Below are 22,359 nucleotides of genomic sequence, written 5' to 3' on the forward strand. Positions count from 1 at the left end.
CCGGCGGCAGGCATGTCCGGCGCCCCTCGTTGGCGGCAAGCGGTGTTGTCGGGAAGACGAGTGAGGGGACCGGGAGAGGGCTACAATCCCCCCACCCCGGCCCCGATCAGGCCGGACCCCCTCAGGCCCACGATCACGAACTCGACCGCCAGGGCCGCCAGGATGATGCCCATGATGCGGATGGAGACCGTGCGGGCGGTCTGGCTGACCACGCGGTCGAGCAGCGGGGCGATGATCAGCGCGGCGAACAGCAGCGCGACGACGATGAGGATCACCGCGGCGAACAGGCCTGCGCGCATCGGGGAATCGACCTGCTCGGAGAAGATGATCAGCGTGGCGATCGTGCCGGGGCCCACCGTCATCGGGATCGTGAACGGGTAGATGCCCGGATTGTCGATGCGCTCCATCTGGCCGCGCTCGCGCTCGGTGCCCGCGCTCGAGGTGTGACGCGCGCCGGAAATCATCGTCAGCGCGATCTGGAACAGGAGGATGCCGCCCGCGATGCGGAAGCTGTCGATCGCGATGCCGAACAGGGCGAGGACCTGCCGGCCGATCAGGGCGATGGCGAAACACGCGACGATCGTGGCGACGACCGCGGTGATCGCGGTCCGGCGCCGGCTCGCCTCGCTCTCGCCCTCCGTGAGGGAGAGGAAGACGGGCATCGCCGCGAGCGGGTTCAGCATCGCGAAGAAGGCCGCCAGGAAGCGGGTGAAGAATTCGATGTCCATCGCGCCGCCCCCGGCCCGTTTCGCACCGCGAGATGCCGCGGCGGGCCCGGCGTACGCACTTCTCCGGCGCGGTTCAAGTTTCCCGGTGCGCGCATTGGCGCAAGGGCGGGGTGCGGAATTGCGCGCTCTCGTTTCCCGGCGAAAGGCGGGACCCAGGGATCGAAGGGCGCAACGCGCGATGCCGCGCGCGGCTTCTCCCGGGCCGCGGCTTTCGCCGGGGAGCGATCGGCGTGCGTGCCAAGCCCATCACTCGACAAAAACCCCGGCGTCTGGCGCCGGGGTTCTGCAGAGCCGGAGATGGCTGAGCCGTCCTACTCCGCCGGCAGCTCGTTCGCGGTCTTCTTCGTCTTCCAGACGTCGAACTGCGACCAGACGCCGTCATCGCCGTGCCAGTCGCCCTTGGTCGCGCCCTTGGAGTATTCGGTGGCGCGCGCCTCGAAGAAATTGGCGTGCTCGACGCCGTTGAGGATCTCGGTCAGCCAGGGCAGCGGGTGCTCCTTGATGCCGTAGATCGGGTCGAGCTTGAGCTGGCCCATGCGCCAGTCGGCGATGTAGCGGATATAGGCCTTGATGTCGGCCGGGGTCATGCCTTCCACCGGGCCCATCTCGAAGGCGAGATCGATGAACTTGTCTTCCAGCGCCACCACCGTCTCGCAGCATTCGCGGATGCGGTCCTTGACCCGCTGGGTCAGCGCGCCGCTCTCCTCGGCGAAGGTGTGGAAGGTCTTGATCATGCCCTCGCAGTGCAGGGACTCGTCGCGGATCGACCAGGTCACGATCTGGCCCATGCCCTTCATCTTGTTGAAGCGCGGGAAGTTCATCAGCATCGCGAAGCTGGCGAAGAGCTGCAGGCCCTCGGTGAACGCGCCGAACACGGCCATCGAGGTCAGGAGGTCCTCGTCGGTATCGACGCCGAAGCGGCCGAGATAGTCGTGCTTGGCCGCCATCTCCTCGTACTCCATGAAGGCGGAGAACTCGGAATCGGGCATGCCGATGGTTTCCAGAAGCAGGGCGTAGGCCGCGATGTGGATCGTCTCCATGTTGGAGAAGGCGGCCATCATCATGCGCACTTCAACCGGCTTGAAGAGCGGCATGTAGTTTTCCATGTAGTTCGCGCCGACCTCGACGTCGGACTGCGTGAAGAAGCGGAAGATCTGCGTGAGCAGATTGCGCTCCTCCTCGGTCAGCTTCGTCGCCCAGTCCTTGCAGTCCTCGCCCAGCGGCACCTCCTCGGGCATCCAGTGGACCTGCTGCTGCTTCTTCCAGAACTCGTAGGCCCAAGGATAGCGGAAGGGCTTGTAGCTCAGCGAGGGGGTGAGCAGGCCGGGGCGGTCGGAAACGGGCGTGGTCATGGCTCAGGTCTCGTTCGAGGCTGGAATCGGTGGCACGGGATCGGCCCGGGCAGTGTCTATATATAGTGGTTAAGAGCGCGCAAACGTCCACCCCTTGTGACAATTTATCCACGGAATGGTGCAGGCGGACCGTCCGGTCTTCCAGGCGGCAGAACCGTCTAGACGGTCAGACTGCGCGCCCGGCCGCGCCTTAGCAAGCGCGCGGGGGCATCATCGGCACTGGAAACTTCGCGCCCCGGCGCGTATCTCCCTTCGCGAACGCCAGACAGACGCGGAGCCCAGCCCATGCTCGTCCTCCTCTCCCCGGCCAAGCAGCTCGACTTCAAGGAAGAACGCCCGGAGCTGTTCGCCACGCGCCCGGCGCTCATGTCCCGCACGGCGGAGCTGGCGCAGACCACGGCGAAGCTCTCGGCCGGCCAGCTCAAGGCGCTGATGGACATTTCCGACGATCTCGCCGAGCTCAACCGGGAGCGCTTCCGCGCCTTCGATCCGCACAGCGAAGAGGGAAAGCCCGCCGCGCTCGCCTTCAACGGAGAGGTCTATCGCGGGCTCGACGCGGCCACGCTCTCCAAGGAGGACCTGGTCTGGGCGCAGGACCATGTCCGCATCCTGTCCGGGCTCTACGGCGCGCTGCGCCCGCTCGACGCGATCCAGCCCTACCGCCTGGAAATGGGTACCCGGCTGAAGACCGGGAAGGGCGCGAGCCTCTACGATTTCTGGGGCACCGACATCCGCGAAGAGCTCGAGCGCGTGATGGACGCCTCCGGCCAGAGGGTCGTCGTCAATCTCGCCTCCAACGAATACGCCAGGGCGGCCCGGCTGAAGGAGATCGACGCGCGCGTCATCGATGTCGACTTCAAGGAGGAGAAGGACGGACAGCTGCGCGCGCTCATGGTCTACGCCAAGAAGGCGCGCGGCCTTATGGCCCGCTGGATCATCGAGAACCGCGTGACCGACCCGGACCGGCTCGAGGCGTTCGACCTGGACGGCTATCGCCACGACCCGCAGGGTTCGGGCCGGGACAAGCTGCTCTTCACCCGGCCGCAGCCGGAGAAGAAGCGCTAGCGCCGCACCGTCGCGCTTGACGAACGCCGGCTTCCGGCCTCTTTTTGCAGTGCAGCAGCAGTTTTCAACGCTTGTGGAGTTTCTCGCCGATGAGCGCGCTCAAGCTCGACCTGTCCGGCCAGGTGGCCGTGATCACCGGATCGACCTCCGGGATCGGCGCCGCGCTCGCCGAGGGGCTCGCGAAGAGCGGGGCGGACATCGTCCTGAACGGGCTCGGCGATGAAGGCGAGATCGAGGCCCTGCGCAAGCGCCTCGAGACCGATCATGGCGTGACCGCGGTCTACCACCCGGCCAACATGCTCGAGCCGGCAGAGATCGAGGATCTCGTCACCTCCACGGCGCAGCGGTTCGGCCGGCTCGACATCCTCGTCAACAATGCCGGCATCCAGCATGTCGCGAGGATCGAGGACCTGCCGGCGGCGAGCTGGGACCGCATCATCGCAGTCAACCTGACCTCCTGCTTCCACACCATCCGCCACGCCGTCCCCGTGATGCGCAGGGCCGGGCGCGGGCGCATCGTCAACATCGCCTCTGCCCACGGCCATGCCGCCTCGCCCTTCAAGTCGGCCTATGTCGCGGCCAAGCATGGCGTCATCGGGCTCACCAAGACCGTGGCCCTCGAACTCGCCGAGGCCGGCATCACGTGCAACGCCATCTGTCCGGGCTATGTGAAGACTCCGCTTGTGGAGAACCAGATCGGCGATACCGCCCGCGCACGGGGGATCAGCGAGGAGGAGGTGGTCCGCACCGTCATGCTCGCCGCCCAGCCGACGAAGAAATTCGTCACCTATGACGAGCTGATGGGCGCCCTGCTCTATCTCGTCTCCGACCAGGGCGCGTCCACCAACGGCTCCTCGATCCTGGTCGAGGGCGGCTGGATGGCGCAGTAGCGAACTCGGGCTGGACAGACGCGCTGCGCCCGGGGTCTTCTGGCTCCTTGCCCCCGTGTGGATGCCGATCGCGCCATGCCCCTGTCCCTGCCCCATATCCTGCCCGTCCTGATGCTGATCGCCTCGAACGTCTTCATGACGATCGCCTGGTACGGGCATCTCAAGTACAAGAGCGCGCCGCTGTTCGCGGTGATCTTCGCGAGCTGGACCATCGCGCTGGTGGAATACTGCCTGGCCGTGCCGGCCAATCGCTGGGGCCATGCGGTGTATTCCGCGGCGCAGCTGAAGACGATGCAGGAAGTGATCACGCTGGCGGTGTTCGTCGGCTTTTCGGCTCTTTATCTGAAGGAGCCGGTGACGGTGCGCCATCTCCTGGGATTCGCCCTCATCGCGGCAGGCGCCGCGGTCATCTTCATCAAGCGGTAGAGATGCTGGAAAAACGCTCCCTCACCCTCTCCGGCCATGCCACGAGCCTGGCGCTCGAGCCGGAATTCTGGGCCGTGCTCGACGCCGCGGCGGCCGGGGACCGGCGCTCGCTCGCCAGCCTCGTGCGCCGCATCGACGAGCAGCGCCTGAAGGCAGATCCCGCCCCGCCCCTGTCGAGCGCGTGCCGGGTGTGGGCGCTGAAACGGGTACAGGCTAGCGCGGACGCGCCTGCCAGCCGGCCAGAACGGTCTCCAGGTCCGGCGAGCCGGCATCGAACCTGACGGGAAGATCCTCACCGCAGGAAAATCGCGGCGCGATCCTGTCGGCGACCTCCCGGGCGAGTGCATTGGCCTCGGCCAGGGAAAGGGCGTCGACATAGGCGACCTGACAGGCGGTCACTTCGCCTTCGGGCCTCAAAGCCGTGACCACGAGCCAATTGCCGACAGTCTCGTTCTCGTAATCGCTGGCCAACCAGCGAAGGATCGTGGCGTAGGCCGCGCCGTCCGCGACGCGCCATTCGATCACCTCGCCGGGCCCGAGCAGCGGCCCGGTACGCGGCGGCGCCTCGGCGAACTGAGCCTCGTGCCCGCGGGTCCCGAAGGCGACGGCCGAGCCGTGATCGCCCCCGGCGAGCAGCACCGCCGTACCGTCATGTCCCGGACAGGCCGAGATCGCGACGGGAATATCCAGCGGCTCCTCGATCAGCAGGCAATCGTGGATGCGCGTATAGACGCTTTCGGCCGCTGCGCCCGGCTCCTGCAGGGCCCCTGAAAGGCTCGCAGCCGCAAGTGCGGCCGCGGCGCAGCCCGAATGTATCGTCATTGTCGCCCCCGCCTTCCCGGCCCTGCCCGAGCCAGTCTAGCAGGCTCGCCTGGGCTGTCACGCGCTCTCAGGCCGGTTCGAGATAGCCGCCATAGCACTGCCCGAACACGTAGTCCCAGCCGGTCACGTAGTCGGGGCGCGCCTCGCGTCCGCCGGGACGTCCCTCCCATCCGTCATGGACCAGGGTGACGCGGCAACCCTGCCCCTCGGCCTCGAAACGGACGCCGACGCGCGTCGCCTTTTCCGGAGGAAGGCCCGGATACCAAGAGAATTCGAGCCGCCGGCCGGGCTCGAAGACGGCGATCACGCCCCAGTCGAATTCCTCCCCGTCCGGCGCGGTCTCGTAGATCCGCCCGCCGGCGAACGGCTCGACCGTCACCGCACGCGGCGGCGCGCCCTTCGCCCCGGGCGAGACCGCCATGCGATGGACCGGCCACCAGTCGCCCATCTGCCGGGCGAACACGTCGAAGGCGCGCTCGGGGTTCGCCTTCACGCTCAGCGTCTTCACGATCGGCGCCAGCGCCGGATCAGTTCTCGTCGTCATCCTCAACGGCCTCCTTGTAGGCGGCGAGCGCCGCATCCCACATCGCGTCGAAATACTCGCGCAGCGCCGCCATGCCGGAGGGCTCGATCGCGTAGATGCGCGCCCGGCCCCGCCGCTCCACGCGCACCAGCCCGGCCTCGCGCAGCACCTTGAGGTGCTGGGAGACCGCCGGCCGGCTGACGGGAAGTCCCGCACCCAGGTCGCCGGCACGCCTCGGTCCCGCCCGCAGGCGCTCGAACACGGCGCGCCGGGTCGGATCGGCGAGGGCGATGAAGGCGGCGTCATGGCTCATGCCATCATTTAAGCTATGACTTACATATTTTGTCAAGCCGGCGGCCTTGACCCTCCCCTCGCGGCGTCGTTCAAGGGGAAAGATGAGCGAAACCAGCCCCTCCACCCCCAACGAAGTCAGCGGCGAGCCTGCGCCGGACGCATTGCGGCGCGCGGGCCGCTTCATCGCCAACAGCTTCCATGACGGGCGCACGCCGGCGCTGTGGCTGCTCGGAATCCTCGTCGGGATCGTCGCCGGCTACGGCGCGATCGGCCTGCGCCTGGCGATCCAGGGGGTGGAGTTCATCGCGCTCGCCGATCTCGCCCCGCACATCTCCACCGCGGCGGTCGAACTCGATCCGATGGCGATCATCCTCGCCCCCCTGGCCGGCGGCTGCATCGTCGGACTGCTGCTCTATGTCGGCGAGAAGGCGAAATGGCTGACCGAGACGCGCGCGCTCGGCATCGCCGACGTGATGGAGGCGCGCGCCGTGCGCGCCGGGAAGATGCAAGCCATGCCGGGCCTTCTGTCCAGCGTCATCTCCGCGGTTTCGCTCGGCTCGGGCGTGTCGGCGGGCCGCGAGGGCCCTGCCGTCCATCTCGGCGCCACGCTCGCCACCCTCCTTTGCCGCCCGCTCGGCCTGCCCGCGCGTGCGGCGCGCATCATGCTGGGATGCGGCGCGGCGGCGGCGGTGGCGGCGAGCTTCAACGCCCCGGTCGCCGGCGCGCTGTTCGCCTTCGAGGTCATTCTCGGCCACTACGCCCTGCGCTCGATCGCGCCGATCGCGGCTGCGAGCGTGACCGGCGCGGTGATCTCGCGCATCCACTTCGGCGCGACGCCCGCCTTCGCCATCCCCGAGATCGCCCCGGCCTCGATCCCCGACATGATCGCCGTGGTCCCGCTCGGCGTGCTCGCCGCCGGCGTGGCGATCCCCTTCGTGATCGGCACGGTGCGCGGCACGCGCCTCGTCGCGGACCAGGCCGGGCGGCTGAGCTGGCCGCTCTGGGCCCTGCCTCCGATCGGCGGGCTGGTGGTCGGGCTGATCGGCGCCTTCGTGCCGGAAATCCTCGGCGTCGGCTACGAGGCGACGGCCAAGGCGCTCGCCGGGGGCTATGGCGTCGGCCTCCTCGTCGGGCTGATCCTGGTGAAGATCGCGGCCACCGTGATCACCCTCTCCTTCCGCTTCGGGGGCGGCGTGTTCTCACCCTCGCTCTATCTCGGCGCCATGCTCGGCGCGGCCTATGGCGCTCTGGTGGTGGGCCTGCTCGGCGAGGACAGTTCCGGTGTCGCCTTCTTCGCCGTGGTGGGCATGGGCGCGGTCTCCGGCGCGGTGCTCGGCGCGCCGTTGTCCACCACGCTGATCGTGTTCGAGCTGACGGCGAGCTACGAGGCCTCGATCGCGCTCCTCGTCGCGGTCTCGCTCGCCACCGTGATCACCACGACGGTGACCAAGGGCAGCTTCTTCCACAAGCAGGTGGAGCGCCACGGCTATGACCTCACCAAGGGCAATGCCCGGGTCATCCTCCAGACCATCCGAGCGCGCGACATCATGACCCCGGTGGGCAAAAACGAGCGCCTCGGCGAGATGGACGAGCCCCATGTCTACGAGGACGACTATCTCGGCCGCGTCATGGGCTTCTTCTCGGCGGAAAAACTGGACGGCGCCCCGGTGCGCACCCGCTCGGGCGAGCAGCCGATCGTGGGCTATATCTCGAAGGCGGACGCACATGCCGCCTATGCGCGCGCGCTGCAGACCGCGCACGAGGAGGAGCATCGCTAGGAGCGCGCAGGATCACTGCCCGTCCATCTCCCGGACGAAGCCGTAAACAGCGTTCGATCGCTCCGGCCCGGCCTCGACATAGGCGGCCTTCGCCTGCGCCAGGCCGTCGCCCGCGAAACCCGCCACCGTCCGCTGCGAATCCGGCAGACGGTAGAGGGCCGCGCTGTTCTCACCGAATATCCTGGTCTTTAGCGCCCCCTGGCCCGAGCCCAGTGCCGGCAGGCTGAAGCGCTCCTGCAGGTCCTCGGCGACCTCGATTCGCCGGAACGCCTCGATCTGCCACTGCGGCGAGCCCCACCAGACCGAGTCGCTGCCCCAGAGCACCCTGTCCTCCCCGAGCCCCTTGACCAGGATCGCCATCAGCGCGGCGGCGAGGCGCGGCTCGGTAATCGCGCCCTGACCGAAGGACGTGCCCACGTCGGCATAGACGTTCGATACGCCGAAGCGGGCCGGGATGTCGGCGAGATCGGACACCCAGTTCATCCGGCCCGTCTCCTCGAAGCGCTGCTTGAAGGCGGGATCAAACAACACGACCGGCTGGAGCGCGGCGTGATAGATCACGAAGTTCAGCTGCTGCCAGTCGCGGGCGGCCTTGCCGACGTCGTCTACGATGGCGTGGCGCCAGAGATCGGGGATCACGTCGGCGTAATTGCCCGGAACCAGGCCCTTGTGGATGCACACCGTCGTGATGCCGGCCTGCGCGAACCGCTCAAAAGCGGGATAGACGAGGTCCTCGTCATCGAGCCGCCAGGGGTGCCTGGAGTGCGGCGTGAGCGGATCGCCGATCGTGTAGCCCTTCCACGACAGCGGCCGGTGAATCGCGATCGCCTCCTCGATCTGGTCCCGCCATCCCGGGGCTCCGGGATGGAAGGCACACTGCTTGAACAACCGCTGGCTCCCGGTCGCCGCATTGAAGCGGTCGACATCGGTGGAAATCTGGGCGTTGGAGAGAAATACCTTGGAGGGATCGTCCGAGGTCGCAGTGGTCACGATCCCCGCCGTGGTGTCGGAGTCAAAGAAGACCTCCTTGATGAAGTTCCCGAACTTGACGTCCTCGAAGGTGGGCGGGCGGGCATCGGCCGCAAGTGCACCCATCGCGCGCGCGGCATTGCGGAAGCCGAGGATGCCCGGCCAGGCGTAGTCGTCGTGGACGAAGTGCAGATGGCCGTCGAAGATGTACTGGTCCCGGTAGAGCAGCGCTCGCTCCGCGGCGGAGTCGGGGTCGGCGTACTCGTCCTGGGCGACGGCATAATTCGACCCGAAGACGGAGTTGAGCGCGGCGAAGGCCGCGGCCATCCCCAGCGATGAGCGCAGGAAGTCGCGCCGGCCGAGGCCGAGCTGCGGAGCGAAGATCTCGGCGAGGCGGCCGAGTTCGACCTGGACCGCAGCCTGCTGCCGGCTTTGGGGCGGTGGCGTGTACTCTCCGTTGGAGACGATCCGCGCCGGGATGGGCGAGTCGGCCTCCGTCGTCTCCGCCAGACGGGTACGGACCGTCTTGTCGAGCTTGACCCAGTCGTGACTCATGGCAGCCTCCTCGCCCATTGGTGAGCGTCAGATTACAAGGGGCGGCCGGGCTCGCCAGTTACATTCGCGAAAGACTCCCAATCACACCGGGCCCCCTGCCCAGCTCGCTCGGGTGTGCTAGTTTCGTTCCCGTTCCGAATCGAGAGAAAGAGGGCCCCTCGCCCCATGTCCCTGTCCATTTCCGAGCAGGCCCGGCCGACCCCGCCGGGTGGGCGCGCCCGCTATCTCGAAGGGCTCAATCCAGAGCAGCGCGCGGCGGTCGAGGCGACCGAGGGCCCGGTGCTGGTGCTCGCCGGCGCGGGTACGGGCAAGACGCGCGTTCTGACGACGCGCCTGGCGCACATCCTCGCCACCGGCCGCGCCCGGCCGTTCGAATTGCTGGCGGTGACCTTCACCAACAAGGCCGCGCGCGAGATGAAGCACCGCGTGGGCCAGCTGATCGGCGAGGCGGTCGAGGGCGTGCCCTGGCTCGGCACCTTCCACTCCGTCGCCGCGCAGATCCTGCGCCGCCACGCCGAGCTGGTGGAGCTGAAATCGAGCTTCACCATCCTGGACACCGACGACCAGCTGCGCCTCATCAAGCAGATCCTCCAGGCCGAGGGCATCGACGAGAAGCGCTGGACGCCGCGCCATTTCGGCTCGCTGCTGGACGGCTGGAAAAACAAGGGGCTGACCCCGGAACGGATCCCGGAAGAGGACAAGTGGGCCTTCGCCGACGGCAAGGCGCAGGACCTCTACCGCCTCTACCAGGAGCGCCTGCAGGTGCTGAACGCCTGCGATTTCGGCGACCTGCTCCTACACAACCTGACGATCTTCAAGCAGAACCCGGACGTGCTGAAGGACTATCACCGCCGGTTCAAATACCTGCTGGTGGACGAGTACCAGGACACCAATGTCGCGCAGTATCTCTGGCTGCGCCTCTTGGCCCAGGGTTCGAAGAACATCTGCTGTGTGGGCGATGACGACCAGTCCATCTATGGCTGGCGCGGGGCGGAGGTCGACAACATCCTGCGCTTCGAGACCGATTTTCCCGGCGCCACGGTGATCCGGCTCGAACGCAATTACCGCTCGACCGAGCACATTCTCGGCGCCGCGTCGGGCCTCATCGCCGCCAACAAGTCGCGCCTCGGCAAGACGCTGTGGACCGAGGACACCGGCGGGGACAGAGTTCAGGTGCGCGGCCTGTGGGACGGAGAGGCCGAGGCCCGCTTCGTCGCCGACGAGATCGAGTCCCATGTGCGCGCCGGCGGGTCGCATGCCGACATCGCGGTGCTGGTGCGCGCCTCCTGGCAGATGCGCGCCTTCGAGGACCGCTTCATCATGCTGGGCCTGCCTTACAAGGTGATCGGCGGCCCGCGCTTCTTCGAGCGCGCCGAGGTGCGCGACGCCCACGCCTACATGCGCCTGGTGCGCTCGCCGGAGGACGATCTCGCCTTCGAGCGGGTGGTCAACACCCCCAAGCGCGGCATCGGCGACACCTCGATCCAGAAGCTCGCCCAGGCTGCCCGCTCGGCGCGCGTGCCGATGGTGGAGGCGGCCCGGCTGATGGTCACCACCGACGAGATCCGCGGCAAGGCGAGGACGGGCCTGCAGCAATTCCTGCGCGATCTCGACCGCTGGCGCGAGCTGTCCGAAGAGATGCGCCACGACGAGCTCGCCGAGATCGTGCTCGACGAGAGCGGCTACACGGCCATGTGGCGCGAGGACAAGAGCCCGCAGGCGGCCGGACGCCTCGACAACCTGAAGGAGCTCGTCCGCTCCATGGGCGAGTTCGACACGCTGGAATCCTATCTCGAGCACGTCGCCCTCGTCACCGATCTCGACCGCGCCGAGGAGGGCGACGAGGTCTCGCTGATGACGCTGCACGCCGCCAAGGGGCTGGAATTCCCGCTGGTCTTCCTGCCCGGGTGGGAGGAGACGGTGTTCCCCTCCCAGCGCTCGCTCGACGAGGGCGGCACGGCGAGCCTGGAGGAAGAGCGGCGCCTGGCCTATGTCGGCATCACGCGGGCGCGCGAGCGCGCGGTGATCAGCTTCACCGCCAACCGGATGATCTTCGGACGCTGGCAGGCGGTGATCCCCTCCCGCTTCATCGACGAGCTTCCCCCCGCCCATGTCGAGGCGAAATCGGAGACCGGCTATTACGATGCCGGCCCCGGCTTCGAGGGCGTGTCGGAGCCGGCCGACGCCTTCCGCTCCACCTACGAGAGCCCGGGCTGGAAGCGCTTCCAGGCGGCCCAGGCCTCCGGGAGCCGGCGCGATCCGGGCGTCATCGAGGGCAAGGCCCAGCTCATCGAGAGCGGCGGCATGCACGGGCCGGGCGGCAAGTACCGCCCCGGCGACCGCGTCTTCCACCAGAAATTCGGCTACGGCACGGTCAGGCAGGCCGACGGCGCCAAGCTCACCGTCGCCTTCGACAAGGCCGGGACGAAGAAGGTCGTCGACAGCTTCGTGGGCGACGCGCCTTAGGGCCTGAAGCCGGCGGCGCGCACCAGGACAGTGCGGGAAACCGTAGCCGCCTCCAATCGCTTACCCCGAGAGGGCGTTGAGCCCCCTGCGCACCCGCGCGCTTGCCTCGTCGTCCCGCCCGCGCCACCTTGCGCCGCGACCGCTAGCGGGGAGGACCAGATGCAGGCTGCCGGAACAGAGAGCGAGGCCGCGATCGCGCGGCTGTTTCCCCGGCTGCACGAGCGGCCGGACCTCTATCTCTACGCCTTCGAGCCGATCACCGGGACGGCCGATCTCATCGTCATGGACGAGGCGGACTACGCCCGGGCGAGCTTTCTCAATCCGGGCATCCTGACCGCGCAGACGCTGGGTGCACGCGTTCCGCTGTTTCGCGTCATCGAGGCGGCCGAAGCCGCCCCGCGGACGCGGCCCGTGCACTTCATCTTCCACCAAGGCCATACCGGCTCGACCCTGCTCTCGCGCCTGCTGGACGCGACGGGCAGCACGCTCGGCCTGCGCGAGCCCTGGCCGCTGCTCACCCTTGCCGAGCATCACGATGTGCTGGACACGCCGGAGGCCGTGCTCTCGCCGGACGCCTATGCGCGCCTGCGCGACGCGCTGCTGGCACTCTGGTCGCGCAGCTTCCGGCCCGGGCAGACGGCCGTGGTCAAGGCGTCCAGCCATGGCGAGCGGATCGGGGCCGATCTCCTTGCCGCGGCGCCGGACGCGCGCGCCGTCACGCTGCATCTGCCGCCCGAGCCCTATCTCGCCACGACGCTCGCGCGGGCCAATGTGCATGCCGACCTCCTAGGCTTCGCGCGCGAGCGCATGCGCCGGCTGGTCGCGATGTTCGGCGAGGTGAGCGAGCCCCTGCACGCGCTGTCGACCGGCGAGCTTGCCGCGATGGCCTGGCTGGTGGAGCGGGCGAGCCAGCGCGCGATGCTCGACGGCGAGGCCCTCGCCGCCCGCGTGCTCGATCTCGATTTCGAGACCCTGCTCGCCGGTCCGGAGGAAACCCTCGCACGGGTCGCGGCCCATTTCGAGCTCGGCGCGGACGCGGCGGCGGTCCGGCGCGCCGTCACGGGCCCCGTCATGAGCCGCTATTCCAAGGCGCCGGGCCAGAGCTACTCGGCCCGGGTGCGCGCCGAGCGCCTCGATGCCGCGCGCGCCGCGCACGGGACCGAGATCGCGCGAGGCCTGTCCTGGCTGGAGCGCATGGGCGAGAAAGCGCCCCTCGCCGGGCGCATCGCGTCTGCATTCTTCTGATCGCGACGGCCTGCCCGCCTTGTTGGACCGGACCCGCGATATCATCTAAACAGTCTGGATAGGCTTGGTATTGTCAGGGGAGAGCGCTCATGGCGCCGCACTGGACCGGTTTGCTGATCGTGGCGATCCTGCTGCTCCTGCTGTTCGGCGGGCGCGGCAAGATTTCCTCCCTCATGGGCGATTTCGCCAAGGGCATCACGGCCTTCCGCAAGGGGCTGAAGGACGAGGACGCCGACAAGGAGAAGTCCGCCGAGGAGTCCGGCCGCCTGTCGCGCGATAGCGCCACCGGCGAGAGCGAGCGCACGAGCAAGGCCGCCGGCGAGCGCACGGGCTCGAACTCCTGATCGCCGTCCCGCCTCAGTAAGGAGCGGCCATGAATCCGGGCATCGGCATTCCCGAGCTCATCATCATCGCCATCCTCGCCCTCGTCGTCGTGGGGCCGAAGGAGCTGCCGCTGATGATGCGCAAGCTCGGCCGCTTCGTCGGCCAGGCCCGGGCGATGGCGCGCGACTTCCAGCGCAGTTTCGACGAACTCGGCCGCGAGGCGGAGATGGAGGAGCTCAAGCGCGAGATCCAGGCGCTGAAGAGCGCCAATCCGGTCGGCGACGTGACGCGCGAGATCAAGGCCGCCGAAGCCGAGCTGCGCGACCTCTCCCATGACCGCCCGCATCCGCGCGCCGGCACGCTGTCGGATGCCGACCGCAAGATCATCGAGGCCAAGCAGCGCGCCGCGAAGGAGGCCACCGCCAAGGCCGAGGCCGGCGACCGGGAAGAGCGCGCCGTGGCCGAGGAGACCGCGCGCATGCTGCCGCGCGAGACCGAAGACAGCCGCGCGAAATCCTCATGAGCGAAACGACCGAAGACGAGATCGAGGCGAGCCGCGCGCCGCTGATGGACCACCTCATCGAGCTGCGCGGCCGGCTGATCGTGGCGCTGATCGCGATCGCGCTCGGCTTCGCGGTCTGCTTCGTCTTCGCCGAGACGATCTACAACATCCTGCTGGTGCCCTTCGAGGACGCCTCGCGGCGGCTGCGCGGGGACGATCTGGAACTCCAGCTCATCTTCACCGCGCCGCTCGAATTCTTCTTCGTGAAGCTGAAGCTCGCCCTGTTCGGCGCGATCATCGTGGCCTTCCCGGTCATCGCCTACCAGGTCTGGGCCTTCGTGCGTCCGGGCCTGTACAAGAACGAACGCCTCGCCTTCGCGCCCTTCCTCATCGCCTCCCCGGTCCTGTTCGCGGCCGGCATGGCGTTCGTCTATTACGTCATCCTGCCCTTCATCATGGGCTTCGCGCTCGGCCAGGAACAGCCGGGCGGCGACGGGCGCGCGCAGATCCAGCTGCTCACCCGCGTGAGCGAGTATCTCAATCTCGTCACCACGCTGATCCTCGCCTTCGGGGTGAGCTTCCAGCTGCCCGTCCTGCTCTCCCTGCTCGGCAAGGTGGGCATCCTCACCTCGAAGCAGCTCGTGTCCTGGTGGCGCTTCGCGGTCGTCGGCATCGCGGCGTTTGCCGCCTTCGTCACCCCGCCCGACCCGATCAGCCAGCTCTTCCTCGGCGCGGCGATGCTGGGCCTGTACGGGCTCTCCATCGTCGCGGTGAAGCTCGTCGAGCCCAGGGATCGCGAGGACGGCGAGGCCTGATCCTCAAAGCCCGCAGGTCGGATCGCCCCCGCACACCGCCGAGACGATCGCGAGATAGGCGAGCACCGCGACCGCCCAGACGACCGGCGGGAAGAAGGCCAGGCGCACCCCTGCCCCCGGCCGGCCCGCGATGAAGACCAGCCAGCCCAAAACGAGTGCGCCGGCCGCGATCCACGGACCCGCGGTATAGGCGTAGAGGATCGCCTCGATCACGCGCGGGTCGCCCCCGGTTGCGCCCGGCCCGGCGAAGCTCATAACGAACGGCACCTGCAGCCCGAAGGCGAAGACGCCTACCAGCACAGCGGCCGCGCTTGCCAGCACCATGGAGAATACCGTTAGAAGGGTGTAGCGCCGTTCCTGCCTGATCTCAGCCATTACCGGATCTCCCTGTCATGAGCCTCACCGTCACCTCGTGGAACGTCAACTCGATCAAGGCCCGCCTGCCCAACGTGCTGGAGTGGCTGAAGGAGAACAAGCCCGATGTGGCCTGCCTCCAGGAATTAAAGTGCCAGGACGAGAACGTCCCGCGCATGGAACTCGAAGATTTGGGCTATAACGTGGAGACGGTGGGCCAGAAGTCCTACAATGGCGTCGCGCTGCTCTCGCGCTTCGCCATCGAGGAGGTCGCGCTGCGCGCCCTGCCCGCGCTCGACGGCCTCGGCGAGGACGACGATCAGGCGCGATACATCGAGGCGGTGGTGGCCGCCGGGACGGGGCCGGTGCGCGTGGCCTGCCTCTACGCGCCCAACGGCAATCCGGCGCCGGGACCGAAGTTCGACTACAAGCTCGCCTGGCTGAAGCGCCTGAACGCGCACGCCGCGAAGCTCCTGAAGCTCGAGGAGCCCGTGATCCTGGCCGGCGACTACAACGTCATCCCGCGCGATGTGGACGTGCACGAGCCGGAGAAGTGGAAGGAGGACGCGCTCTTCCTGCCAGAAAGCCGCGACGCGCTCTACGCGATCCGCTGGCTCGGCTATGCCGATGCGTTCGAACAGGCCGACGGACGCGCCCACCAGTACACGTTCTGGGACTATCAGGGCGGGGCCTGGGCGCGCGGTCACGGCATCCGCATCGACCACCTGCTCCTGAGCCCGAAGGCGGCCGACGCGCTCGAAGGCGTGGAGATCGACAAGGCCGCCCGCGGCAAGGAGAAGGCCTCCGACCACGCCCCGATCACGGCGACGTTCGAGCTGTGACAGGGACCGGACGCCTCACTCTCGTCAGCTATCTGGTTCGCGACTATGACGAGGCGATCGCATGGTTCACCGGGAAGCTCGGCTTCGTGCTTCTCGAGGATGAGGTCCGTTCGCCGACGAAGCGCTGGGTCCGCATCGGTCCGCCGGGCGGCGGCGCCCAGCTCCTGCTCGCCCGCGCCTCGGGTCCCGGGCAGGAGGTCCAGATCGGAAGAGCCGCCGGGGGCCGTGTTGCCTTCTTCCTGGAAACACAAGACTTTCACGGCGACCATGCGCGCATGACGTCCGAAGGCGTGCGCTTCCTGGAAGCGCCGCGCCATGAGAGTTACGGCTGGGTCGCCGTCTTCGAGGACCTGTACGCCAATCGCTGGGATCTGCTTGAAGCGCGCGCATGATCCTCGCGGCTTCGTGTCAAGAGGGGCGCTCGTCCAGCTTCGCCGGTTCCAGTACGGTCGCGATGATCGCGTCGATCTCGGCGATTTCAGCGTGCAGGGTATCCACGCGGGCCCGGTCGGCCAGGGGCGAGAACATCGAGCCCGGCTCGAAGCGGTCGCCGGTCTCCGCCGCGATCAGGAGTTCGCCCTCGCCATCGCCCGCTCCCAGCGCCTCGTCGAACACGCAGCGGATCTTCTTGCCCTGGAGCGTCGCCTCCAGCTTCAGGAGGCGCTCCATGAAGCTAGGCGTGAGCAGGTAGCGGCTCATCACCTGGTCGGTGGCATAGACCTCGAAATACCTCTCGAAGTCCGGATCGACGAGGCCGACGCGCTCCAGGCCGCGGCCTGAGAAGGTCTTCTTCGTCCAGCCCTCGAGCGCGTTGAATATCCCCTTGTCGCGCGTCACCAGCGTCACCCCCTCGATGGTGCGGGGGAAGGCGATGCGGATCAGGACGCCGCGAAACACCGTGACGTAATAGGTCCGGTTCTTCGAGCGCCGCTTCTGCTTCAGGTGCGCCTCGTAGAGTTCGAAGCGCGCGCCGTGCGCGTGTCCGGCGAAATGGTCCTCGAAGCTGCGCCGGTCGCAAGCGGGAACGAGCCCGTGCTCGCGGAAGCTGTCGAAGCGCGCCGGCGAGGCCGGTTCCGGCGCGTAGCTCAGCCCGAAGGCGGCCGCCAGGCGGGTGTTGAGGCCGTGCTTGATCTCCCTGTGGAGCGCGCGCAGCGGCGCGGAACCCCACCCCATGGCGAGGAGGGCGCCGGCGATCGCGGCGATGGCCACGACCGCATCCGGCATGGCCAGAAGCGCCAGCCCCCCGCCGAGCGCGACCGCCGCGACGAGCGCGACGACCGCGCCGAGGACGAATCGGCGCACCGCCGCCTTGCGGCGCGCCTCGCGCTCCTCGAGCCAGGGCTCAAGCGCGTGATAGGCTTCATCGGGCGAGCGCATTGCCGTCCCCCCGGACGCAAGAACGGGCGCCACGATAGCGGGCGCCCGTTCGGGTAAGCAAATCGGCCTGGACGGTCTAGCGGCGGCGGCGGGCGACGCGCTCGATCTCGGCCTCGACCTTCTCCTCGACGATCGCGGGCAGGTTCTCGTCGAGCCACTGCTTGAGCATCGGACGCAGAAGCTCGCGCACGATGCCTTCCAGCGTCAGGCCCTGGTCGGAGGAGACCTTCAGCGCGCCGGACAGCGCGGCGAACGCGCTGGAGGCGGCGGAGGCCTGGACCTCTCCGAGCAGTTCCTCTTCCTCGGCCGGGGCGGACGCGGCGGGCTTCGCCTGCGGGCGCGGGGCGGGTTCGGGCTCGGGCTCGGGCTCTTCCTCGGGCTCGGCCTGCATTTCCTCCTCCTCGCGGTCGACGATCATGAGGTCGTCGGCGATGGAGATCGGATCGGTGCCGGCCGTCTCGTCCTCGACCCGGTCGGTGAGTTCGAGCACGTCGTCCTCTGCGGGCTCCGATTCGTCCTCGGCGAACTCGGGCTCGGCGTCGAACTCGACCTCGTCTTCGGACTCGGGTTCGGGCTCCTCGACGGGCTCCGGCGCGGCCTCGGCCTCTGCGGGCTTCGCCTCGTCTTCATCTTCGTTGATGATCCTGCGGATGGAGGCGAGAATCTCCTCCATCGTCGGTTCTTGTTCGGCGTTGGCCATGGAAGTCGCGTCCTTCGTCCGTCGCTCAAGAGGGGGTACCGGCACCCTCGAAACTATGCGCGCAGCAAGGGGTGTGTCCAGCACGCCATACCCATCGCAGGGAAGGCTAGTTCCAGGGCGTTAAATCCAGGTTAGGAACCCGGCCCCGCTCGGGAGTGCCGGGTGCATAGGGTTCGACCGGCAGGCCAAGCCGTTCGACGTCCAAAACCCCCATGGCCTGCAACAGGTTATAGCTCGCCACGAAGAGGTCGCGCTCGGCCCGCACGAGTTCCAGACGCGAGTTCAGGAGTTCCTGCTCGGCGTTGAGCACGTCGAGCGTCGTGCGAAGCCCGACGAAGGCCTCCTGCTCCACGCCCTCGAAGGCGATCTCGTTGGCGCGCACCGCCTCGCGGCTTGATTCGATCACGGCACGGGCGGCGAGCAGGTTGTTCCAGGTTGTGGTGATGCCTTCCACGACCTGGCGGCGGGCTTCGACGACCCGCAGGCGGGCCTGGTCCTCGGCCGCGAGGGCCTCGCGCACGCGGCTCGCGTTCAGACCGCCGGTGAAGAGCGGCACCGAGACCTGGGCGCGCACCGTCGCGGTACCATCGACATCGCCGCTGAAATCCGAGCGCCGGCTGTCGGAGGCCGTGGCCGACAGCGAGACCTCGGGCAGGCGGCTGCCGCGTGCGACCTGGACCTGCTCGGCGGCGGCGATCTCGGCATATTGCGCGGCGAGCAGCTGGGGGTTGGCCGCGAGGGCGATCTCGGCCGCATCGGCGAGGGTCTGGGGCAATTCGGGCAGGCCGCCGGGCGCGACCAGCGTCTGCGGCGCGATGCCCACCACGCGCTCGTAATTGGCGCGCGAGGCGGCCAGCTGGGCCTGGGCGGCGGAGAGCTGGGCCTGGGCACCCGACAGGCGCGCCTCGGCCTGGGCCACGTCGGTGCGGGTGATCTCGCCGACCTCGAAGCGGTCGCGCGCCGCGTCGAGCTGGCGGGCGAGCACCTCGACATTGTTGCGCCGGATCGCGACGATCTCCTGGTCGCGGATCACCGTGGTGTGCGCGGTCACCGCATCGACGAGTATGTCCTGCTCTGTGGCGCGCAACTGCATGCGCCCGGCCTCGATGCGGGCGAGCGCGGCGTCGACGGCCCCCGACGTGCGCCCGCCGCGATAAAGCGCCTGGCTGGCATTGACCTGGTAGCCGGCCGTGCCGTCCTGGTTCTGGAAGAACGGATTGGTCCCGCCGCCCCAGCGCTCGGTCTCCGACACCGAGGCCGACGCCGACAGGCTCGGCAGCGCCGCGGAGCGGGCCTGGTAATACCCTTCGTCGGTCTGGCGCAGCTGGGCGCGCTCTGCCGCCAGGACGGGGTTGGACTGATAGGCGGCCGCGAGGCTTTCCTCCAGCGTCTGGGCCGCGGCCGGGGCGGAAACGGTCAGCGAGATCATCGCCGCCGCGCACAGGAGAACCCTCTTCATCAGCATCCCTCGTCGTTCGCGCTCCGCTCTCCTATAGCCCGCCGCGTTCAGAAAGTGAACAGCGTTTACTCGCCGAAGGCCAGCCGGGTTCAGAAGACGAAGTCGCGCTCCTTCTCGAAGCCCGGGACGAGCGTCGGCGTTCCGTCGAACACCACGCGCTCCCCGATCGCGCTGCCCTGGCCCTTGGTGAACACCGTGGCACGGCCCACCGGTCCGTTGCGCACGAAGGTAACGAGCCGGCCGCCTTCGGCGAGCTGGTCGAACAGCGCCTGCGGCACCTCGTCGACCGCGCCGGCGATCACGATCACGTCGAACGGACCCTGGTCGGGCACGCCGGCGCGCGGATCGCCTTCCAGCACCACGGCATTGTCGGCGCGGACCTCGTTCAGGCGCTCGCTCGCACGCGCCACCATCTCCGCGTCGGCATCGATGCCGACCACCGTCTCGGCGAGACGGGCCAGCAGGGCGGTCGTGTACCCCCGGCCGCAGGCGATATCGAGCACCAGGTCGGTGGACTTGATGTCGGCGGCCTGGACGAGCTTGGCGAGATCGCGCGGGCACAGCAGGAAGCGGCCCTCGCCGATCTCGACCTCGGCATCGCCATAGGCCTTGGCCTGCTTGGAGCGCGGGACGAACTTCTCGCGCGGAAGCTCGGCCATCGCGTCCTGGATGCGGTAGTCCGTGACGTCGTTGATGCGGACCTGGCTGTTGACCATGGCACGGCGGGCTTGGGCGAAATCGGTCATGGGATTCTTTTTCCGAACTCCGGGGGCAAGTCGCAGCGGCTTATATCGTCTGAAACGTCAGGCTGACAACGCAGCCGTCGAAAGGAACGCAGCGTCACTGAGCCGCGCGCGTTGCAGGGGGAGAAGGCCTTGGCTATATCTTCCCCTCCTGCGTGAGGCGCCATGGCGGAGTGGTGACGCAGCGGACTGCAAATCCGTGTACCCCGGTTCGATTCCGGGTGGCGCCTCCAAATCTCCTTTCTCTTCCTGGTCCTTTGTGCCGCGCTGGCGCAGCCATTCCGGTGATCGGGCCGCTAAACTAATTTTCATTTGATTACCTAGCGCGCTCTCGGCCAAATGCCACCCTTTCCGCAGGGTGGGACGGTACCATGAAAAATCTCGCAAGTGCCGTGCTGGCCGGCGCGCTCGCCTGCACGCCCCTGGCCAATGCCGACGACAGCTCGCCTTCCCAGGGAGTGCTCACGGCCGACAGCGAGGTCTGGATCGCCACGGTCCGGCAGACCGTGGACACCATCCGCAGCCGGCATCCCGATCCCTTTTCGAAGGTCGGGGAGCTCACTTTCATGCGCGCCGCCGATCGCCTTCTTCACGACATTCCCCGGCTTTCGCCCGAAGAGCGCGCAGTGCGTCTCATGCAGCTCGTCGCGATGCTCGCGGACGGGCATACCCGTCTCGAGCTGATCGATCCGGCCTACGCGCGATGGTATCCGATCCGCATCCGCGAATACGCCGACGGGTATTTCATCACCTCTGCGCACGAAAGCGTCGCCGAGCTCGCGGGAGCGGAGGTCCTCGAGATTGGCGACCGCCCTGCGGGCGAGGTGATCGACCTCGCCCGCTCGCTCATGGGCGCGGACAACGCGATGGACGAAACCGAGCGCATGTACGCGGTGCACAATGCCTTTCTGATGGAAGGCCTTGGCGTAGCCGTGCCGGGTGAAGCCCTGAGGTTCCGGCTCCGGCTGCGCGGAGGGCGGGTGGTCGATCGCGCGCTCGAGCCGCATGCGGGCGAGGCGCGATACGGCGAAGGCGCGCCGGTCTTCGACTGGCACTATTATGCCGAGGTTTACGGCCTGCCGATCGGGTCGCACGAGGACTGGGTCGCGGCTTTCGGGACCACCCCGTCAGAAGCGTTCTTAACGGCGGACGAAACCCGTCCGCCATTCTGGGGTCATCGGGCTCGCTACTATCGTCGCTACATACCCGAACACGACACGCTCTACTTGCAACTCAACCAGACCGACGACACCACTTTCGTGGCGTATATCCGCGAGGCACTCGAGATCGCGGATCGGGAGCGACCGGCCCATTTCGTCATCGACATGCGAAACAATTTCGGCGGCGATGGAAGCATCGCCGGAGAAATGATCCGCGAGTTCATCCGCCGCGGCCCCGAAACGCCCTGGGAAAACCTGTACGTCGTTACCGGGCCCAAGACGTTCAGCGCCGCGATGGCGATCCTCGCTCAGTTCGCCGAGCACACGGACGCGAGCTTCATTGGCGAACCCGCCGGCGCCGCCTGGAATTCCTACGGAGACGCCGAGGCTCATCCCCTGCCCGGGATCGGAGCCTCGCTCAGCGTTTCCGAGGTGCGCCACCAGCTGTCACGGTCGAACGACCGCAGCGCCTTCACGCCGGTCGACGTTCCGGCAGTCTGGCGGTTCTCCGATTACCTCGCAGGGCGTGACCCGGCGCTCGACCCGATCCTGGAAGGCCGGGACATGCGGTCCATCGCGAACATTGCTCTCGAGGAAGGCGGCGAGGCCGCGCGGCGGGCCTATCTTGCCCGCCTGGATGAGGCGCGCTCGCTAGACTGGTGGGCCCCGCCGGAGGAGATCGTGTTGAGGCGCGTGTGCGACCGCCTGCTCCGCCAGGAGCGGTTCGCCGATGCGGTCGAGACATGCCGCCTGAACTCCGAGATTCACCCGTACATCTGGAACACCTGGTACAATCTCGGTCTCACGCTGCGGGCCTCCGGCATGGAGCAGGAGGGCCTGAGCGCGCTTCGCTGCGTCGTCGAGCTCGCGCCCACCAACTGGAATGTGCCTGCAATATTGAACCTGTACGATCGCGTCGGGGTGCACAGAGCCGATCTCGAGCTGCCTGCGGGGTGCCCGGCGCGATAAC

General features: G+C 68.1%; 24 protein-coding genes and 1 tRNA gene. 14 read left to right on the top strand and 11 right to left on the bottom strand.

Annotation, left to right across the window (positions count from 1 at the left end; all coding sequences use genetic code 11):
• Positions 1 to 80 precede the first annotated feature (80 nt).
• Complete coding sequence (locus JW792_RS07805; RefSeq protein ID WP_135996261.1) at positions 81 to 728, bottom strand: MarC family protein; 648 nt, start codon at positions 726 to 728, stop codon at positions 81 to 83.
• A gap of 311 nt (positions 729 to 1,039) precedes the next feature.
• Positions 1,040 to 2,080, bottom strand: coding sequence for a ribonucleotide-diphosphate reductase subunit beta (locus JW792_RS07810; protein ID WP_135996260.1), 1,041 nt, complete (start codon positions 2,078 to 2,080; stop codon positions 1,040 to 1,042).
• Positions 2,081 to 2,365: 285 nt separating this feature from the next.
• Here JW792_RS07810 and yaaA point away from each other — a divergent pair, with 285 nt between their 5' ends.
• The 4 genes from yaaA to JW792_RS07830 all read left to right on the top strand — a co-directional run bounded on the left by yaaA (position 2,366) and on the right by JW792_RS07830 (position 4,742).
• Positions 2,366 to 3,145 carry a peroxide stress protein YaaA gene (gene yaaA / locus JW792_RS07815; RefSeq protein ID WP_135996259.1) on the top strand — a complete coding sequence of 260 codons (780 nt, stop codon included), beginning with the start codon at positions 2,366 to 2,368 and terminating at the stop codon, positions 3,143 to 3,145.
• An 89-nt stretch (positions 3,146 to 3,234) separates the two neighbouring features.
• On the top strand, positions 3,235 to 4,035 hold the full coding sequence (locus JW792_RS07820) for a 3-hydroxybutyrate dehydrogenase (RefSeq protein WP_135996258.1): 801 nt from the start codon (positions 3,235 to 3,237) through the stop codon (positions 4,033 to 4,035).
• Between the two features lie 75 nt (positions 4,036 to 4,110).
• The gene (locus JW792_RS07825) at positions 4,111 to 4,461 is read left to right on the top strand and encodes a DMT family protein (RefSeq protein WP_135996257.1); all 351 of its coding nucleotides are present in this window, start codon (positions 4,111 to 4,113) and stop codon (positions 4,459 to 4,461) included.
• Positions 4,462 to 4,463: 2 nt separating this feature from the next.
• Positions 4,464 to 4,742 (top strand): ribbon-helix-helix domain-containing protein, encoded by a 279-nt coding sequence (locus JW792_RS07830; protein WP_135996256.1) that lies wholly within the window; start codon positions 4,464 to 4,466, stop codon positions 4,740 to 4,742.
• Here the strand turns inward: JW792_RS07830 and JW792_RS07835 are convergent.
• From JW792_RS07835 to JW792_RS07845, 3 genes are all read right to left on the bottom strand, one after another.
• Complete coding sequence (locus tag JW792_RS07835; protein WP_135996255.1) at positions 4,675 to 5,283, bottom strand: hypothetical protein; 609 nt, start codon at positions 5,281 to 5,283, stop codon at positions 4,675 to 4,677. The two genes, JW792_RS07830 and JW792_RS07835, sit on opposite strands and share 68 nt — an antisense overlap.
• Before the next feature lie 67 nt (positions 5,284 to 5,350).
• The gene (locus tag JW792_RS07840; RefSeq protein WP_158291615.1) at positions 5,351 to 5,827 is read right to left on the bottom strand and encodes an SRPBCC domain-containing protein; all 477 of its coding nucleotides are present in this window, start codon (positions 5,825 to 5,827) and stop codon (positions 5,351 to 5,353) included.
• Positions 5,811 to 6,119 carry an ArsR/SmtB family transcription factor gene (locus JW792_RS07845; protein WP_135996253.1) on the bottom strand — a complete coding sequence of 103 codons (309 nt, stop codon included), beginning with the start codon at positions 6,117 to 6,119 and terminating at the stop codon, positions 5,811 to 5,813. Before JW792_RS07845 ends, JW792_RS07840 begins: the two co-directional genes overlap by 17 nt.
• Positions 6,120 to 6,201: 82 nt before the next feature.
• Here JW792_RS07845 and JW792_RS07850 point away from each other — a divergent pair, with 82 nt between their 5' ends.
• Positions 6,202 to 7,878, top strand: coding sequence for a chloride channel protein (locus tag JW792_RS07850; RefSeq protein ID WP_135996252.1), 1,677 nt, complete (start codon positions 6,202 to 6,204; stop codon positions 7,876 to 7,878).
• Positions 7,879 to 7,890: 12 nt separating this feature from the next.
• Here the strand turns inward: JW792_RS07850 and JW792_RS07855 are convergent, their stop codons facing one another.
• Entirely contained in the window at positions 7,891 to 9,402 is a 1,512-nt protein-coding gene (locus tag JW792_RS07855; RefSeq protein WP_135996251.1) for an amidohydrolase family protein, read from the bottom strand.
• A 165-nt stretch (positions 9,403 to 9,567) separates the two neighbouring features.
• Between JW792_RS07855 and JW792_RS07860 the strand changes: the two genes are divergently transcribed.
• From JW792_RS07860 to tatC, 5 genes are all read left to right on the top strand, one after another.
• Positions 9,568 to 11,868 carry an ATP-dependent helicase gene (locus tag JW792_RS07860; protein ID WP_135996250.1) on the top strand — a complete coding sequence of 767 codons (2,301 nt, stop codon included), beginning with the start codon at positions 9,568 to 9,570 and terminating at the stop codon, positions 11,866 to 11,868.
• A gap of 159 nt (positions 11,869 to 12,027) precedes the next feature.
• Positions 12,028 to 13,113: a sulfotransferase gene (locus JW792_RS07865; RefSeq protein ID WP_135996249.1), complete on the top strand. Its 1,086-nt coding sequence runs from the start codon at positions 12,028 to 12,030 to the stop codon at positions 13,111 to 13,113.
• An 89-nt stretch (positions 13,114 to 13,202) separates the two neighbouring features.
• A complete protein-coding gene (locus JW792_RS07870; RefSeq protein WP_135996248.1) occupies positions 13,203 to 13,457 on the top strand; it encodes a twin-arginine translocase TatA/TatE family subunit in 255 nt (84 codons plus the stop codon).
• A 29-nt stretch (positions 13,458 to 13,486) separates the two neighbouring features.
• The gene (gene tatB, locus JW792_RS07875; RefSeq protein WP_135996247.1) at positions 13,487 to 13,960 is read left to right on the top strand and encodes a Sec-independent protein translocase protein TatB; all 474 of its coding nucleotides are present in this window, start codon (positions 13,487 to 13,489) and stop codon (positions 13,958 to 13,960) included.
• Positions 13,957 to 14,754, top strand: a complete 798-nt coding sequence (gene tatC, locus JW792_RS07880; RefSeq protein ID WP_135996246.1) for a twin-arginine translocase subunit TatC — start codon at positions 13,957 to 13,959, stop codon at positions 14,752 to 14,754. The genes tatB and tatC overlap by 4 nt, the downstream gene beginning before the upstream one ends.
• A 3-nt stretch (positions 14,755 to 14,757) precedes the next feature.
• Here tatC and JW792_RS07885 read toward each other — a convergent pair whose 3' ends face one another.
• Positions 14,758 to 15,129 (bottom strand): hypothetical protein, encoded by a 372-nt coding sequence (locus JW792_RS07885; protein ID WP_135996245.1) that lies wholly within the window; start codon positions 15,127 to 15,129, stop codon positions 14,758 to 14,760.
• Positions 15,130 to 15,146: 17 nt separating this feature from the next.
• On the opposite strand from JW792_RS07885, the gene xth reads away from it, so the two are divergent.
• Complete coding sequence (gene xth, locus JW792_RS07890; protein ID WP_135996244.1) at positions 15,147 to 15,950, top strand: exodeoxyribonuclease III; 804 nt, start codon at positions 15,147 to 15,149, stop codon at positions 15,948 to 15,950.
• Positions 15,947 to 16,342, top strand: coding sequence for a VOC family protein (locus JW792_RS07895; protein ID WP_135996243.1), 396 nt, complete (start codon positions 15,947 to 15,949; stop codon positions 16,340 to 16,342). The genes xth and JW792_RS07895 overlap by 4 nt, the downstream gene beginning before the upstream one ends.
• A 16-nt stretch (positions 16,343 to 16,358) precedes the next feature.
• Here JW792_RS07895 and JW792_RS07900 read toward each other — a convergent pair whose 3' ends face one another.
• The 4 genes from JW792_RS07900 to JW792_RS07915 all read right to left on the bottom strand — a co-directional run bounded on the left by JW792_RS07900 (position 16,359) and on the right by JW792_RS07915 (position 20,232).
• Positions 16,359 to 17,327, bottom strand: coding sequence for a DUF3137 domain-containing protein (locus JW792_RS07900; RefSeq protein ID WP_135996242.1), 969 nt, complete (start codon positions 17,325 to 17,327; stop codon positions 16,359 to 16,361).
• Positions 17,328 to 17,403: 76 nt separating this feature from the next.
• On the bottom strand, positions 17,404 to 18,027 hold the full coding sequence (locus tag JW792_RS07905; RefSeq protein ID WP_135996241.1) for a DUF2497 domain-containing protein: 624 nt from the start codon (positions 18,025 to 18,027) through the stop codon (positions 17,404 to 17,406).
• Between the two features lie 106 nt (positions 18,028 to 18,133).
• Positions 18,134 to 19,486 (bottom strand): TolC family outer membrane protein, encoded by a 1,353-nt coding sequence (locus tag JW792_RS07910; protein ID WP_135996240.1) that lies wholly within the window; start codon positions 19,484 to 19,486, stop codon positions 18,134 to 18,136.
• A gap of 89 nt (positions 19,487 to 19,575) precedes the next feature.
• Positions 19,576 to 20,232, bottom strand: coding sequence for a protein-L-isoaspartate O-methyltransferase family protein (locus tag JW792_RS07915; protein ID WP_135996239.1), 657 nt, complete (start codon positions 20,230 to 20,232; stop codon positions 19,576 to 19,578).
• Between the two features lie 156 nt (positions 20,233 to 20,388).
• Between JW792_RS07915 and JW792_RS07920 the strand changes: the two genes are divergently transcribed.
• Together JW792_RS07920 and JW792_RS07925 are read left to right on the top strand one after the other, a co-directional pair.
• Positions 20,389 to 20,462 (top strand) — tRNA-Cys (locus tag JW792_RS07920).
• A 138-nt stretch (positions 20,463 to 20,600) separates the two neighbouring features.
• The gene (locus JW792_RS07925; protein ID WP_135996238.1) at positions 20,601 to 22,358 is read left to right on the top strand and encodes a S41 family peptidase; all 1,758 of its coding nucleotides are present in this window, start codon (positions 20,601 to 20,603) and stop codon (positions 22,356 to 22,358) included.
• The last annotated feature ends 1 nt before the right edge of the window (position 22,359 follow it).

Source organism: Marinicauda algicola (assembly GCF_017161425.1).
Classification (GTDB): domain Bacteria; phylum Pseudomonadota; class Alphaproteobacteria; order Caulobacterales; family Maricaulaceae; genus Marinicauda; species Marinicauda algicola.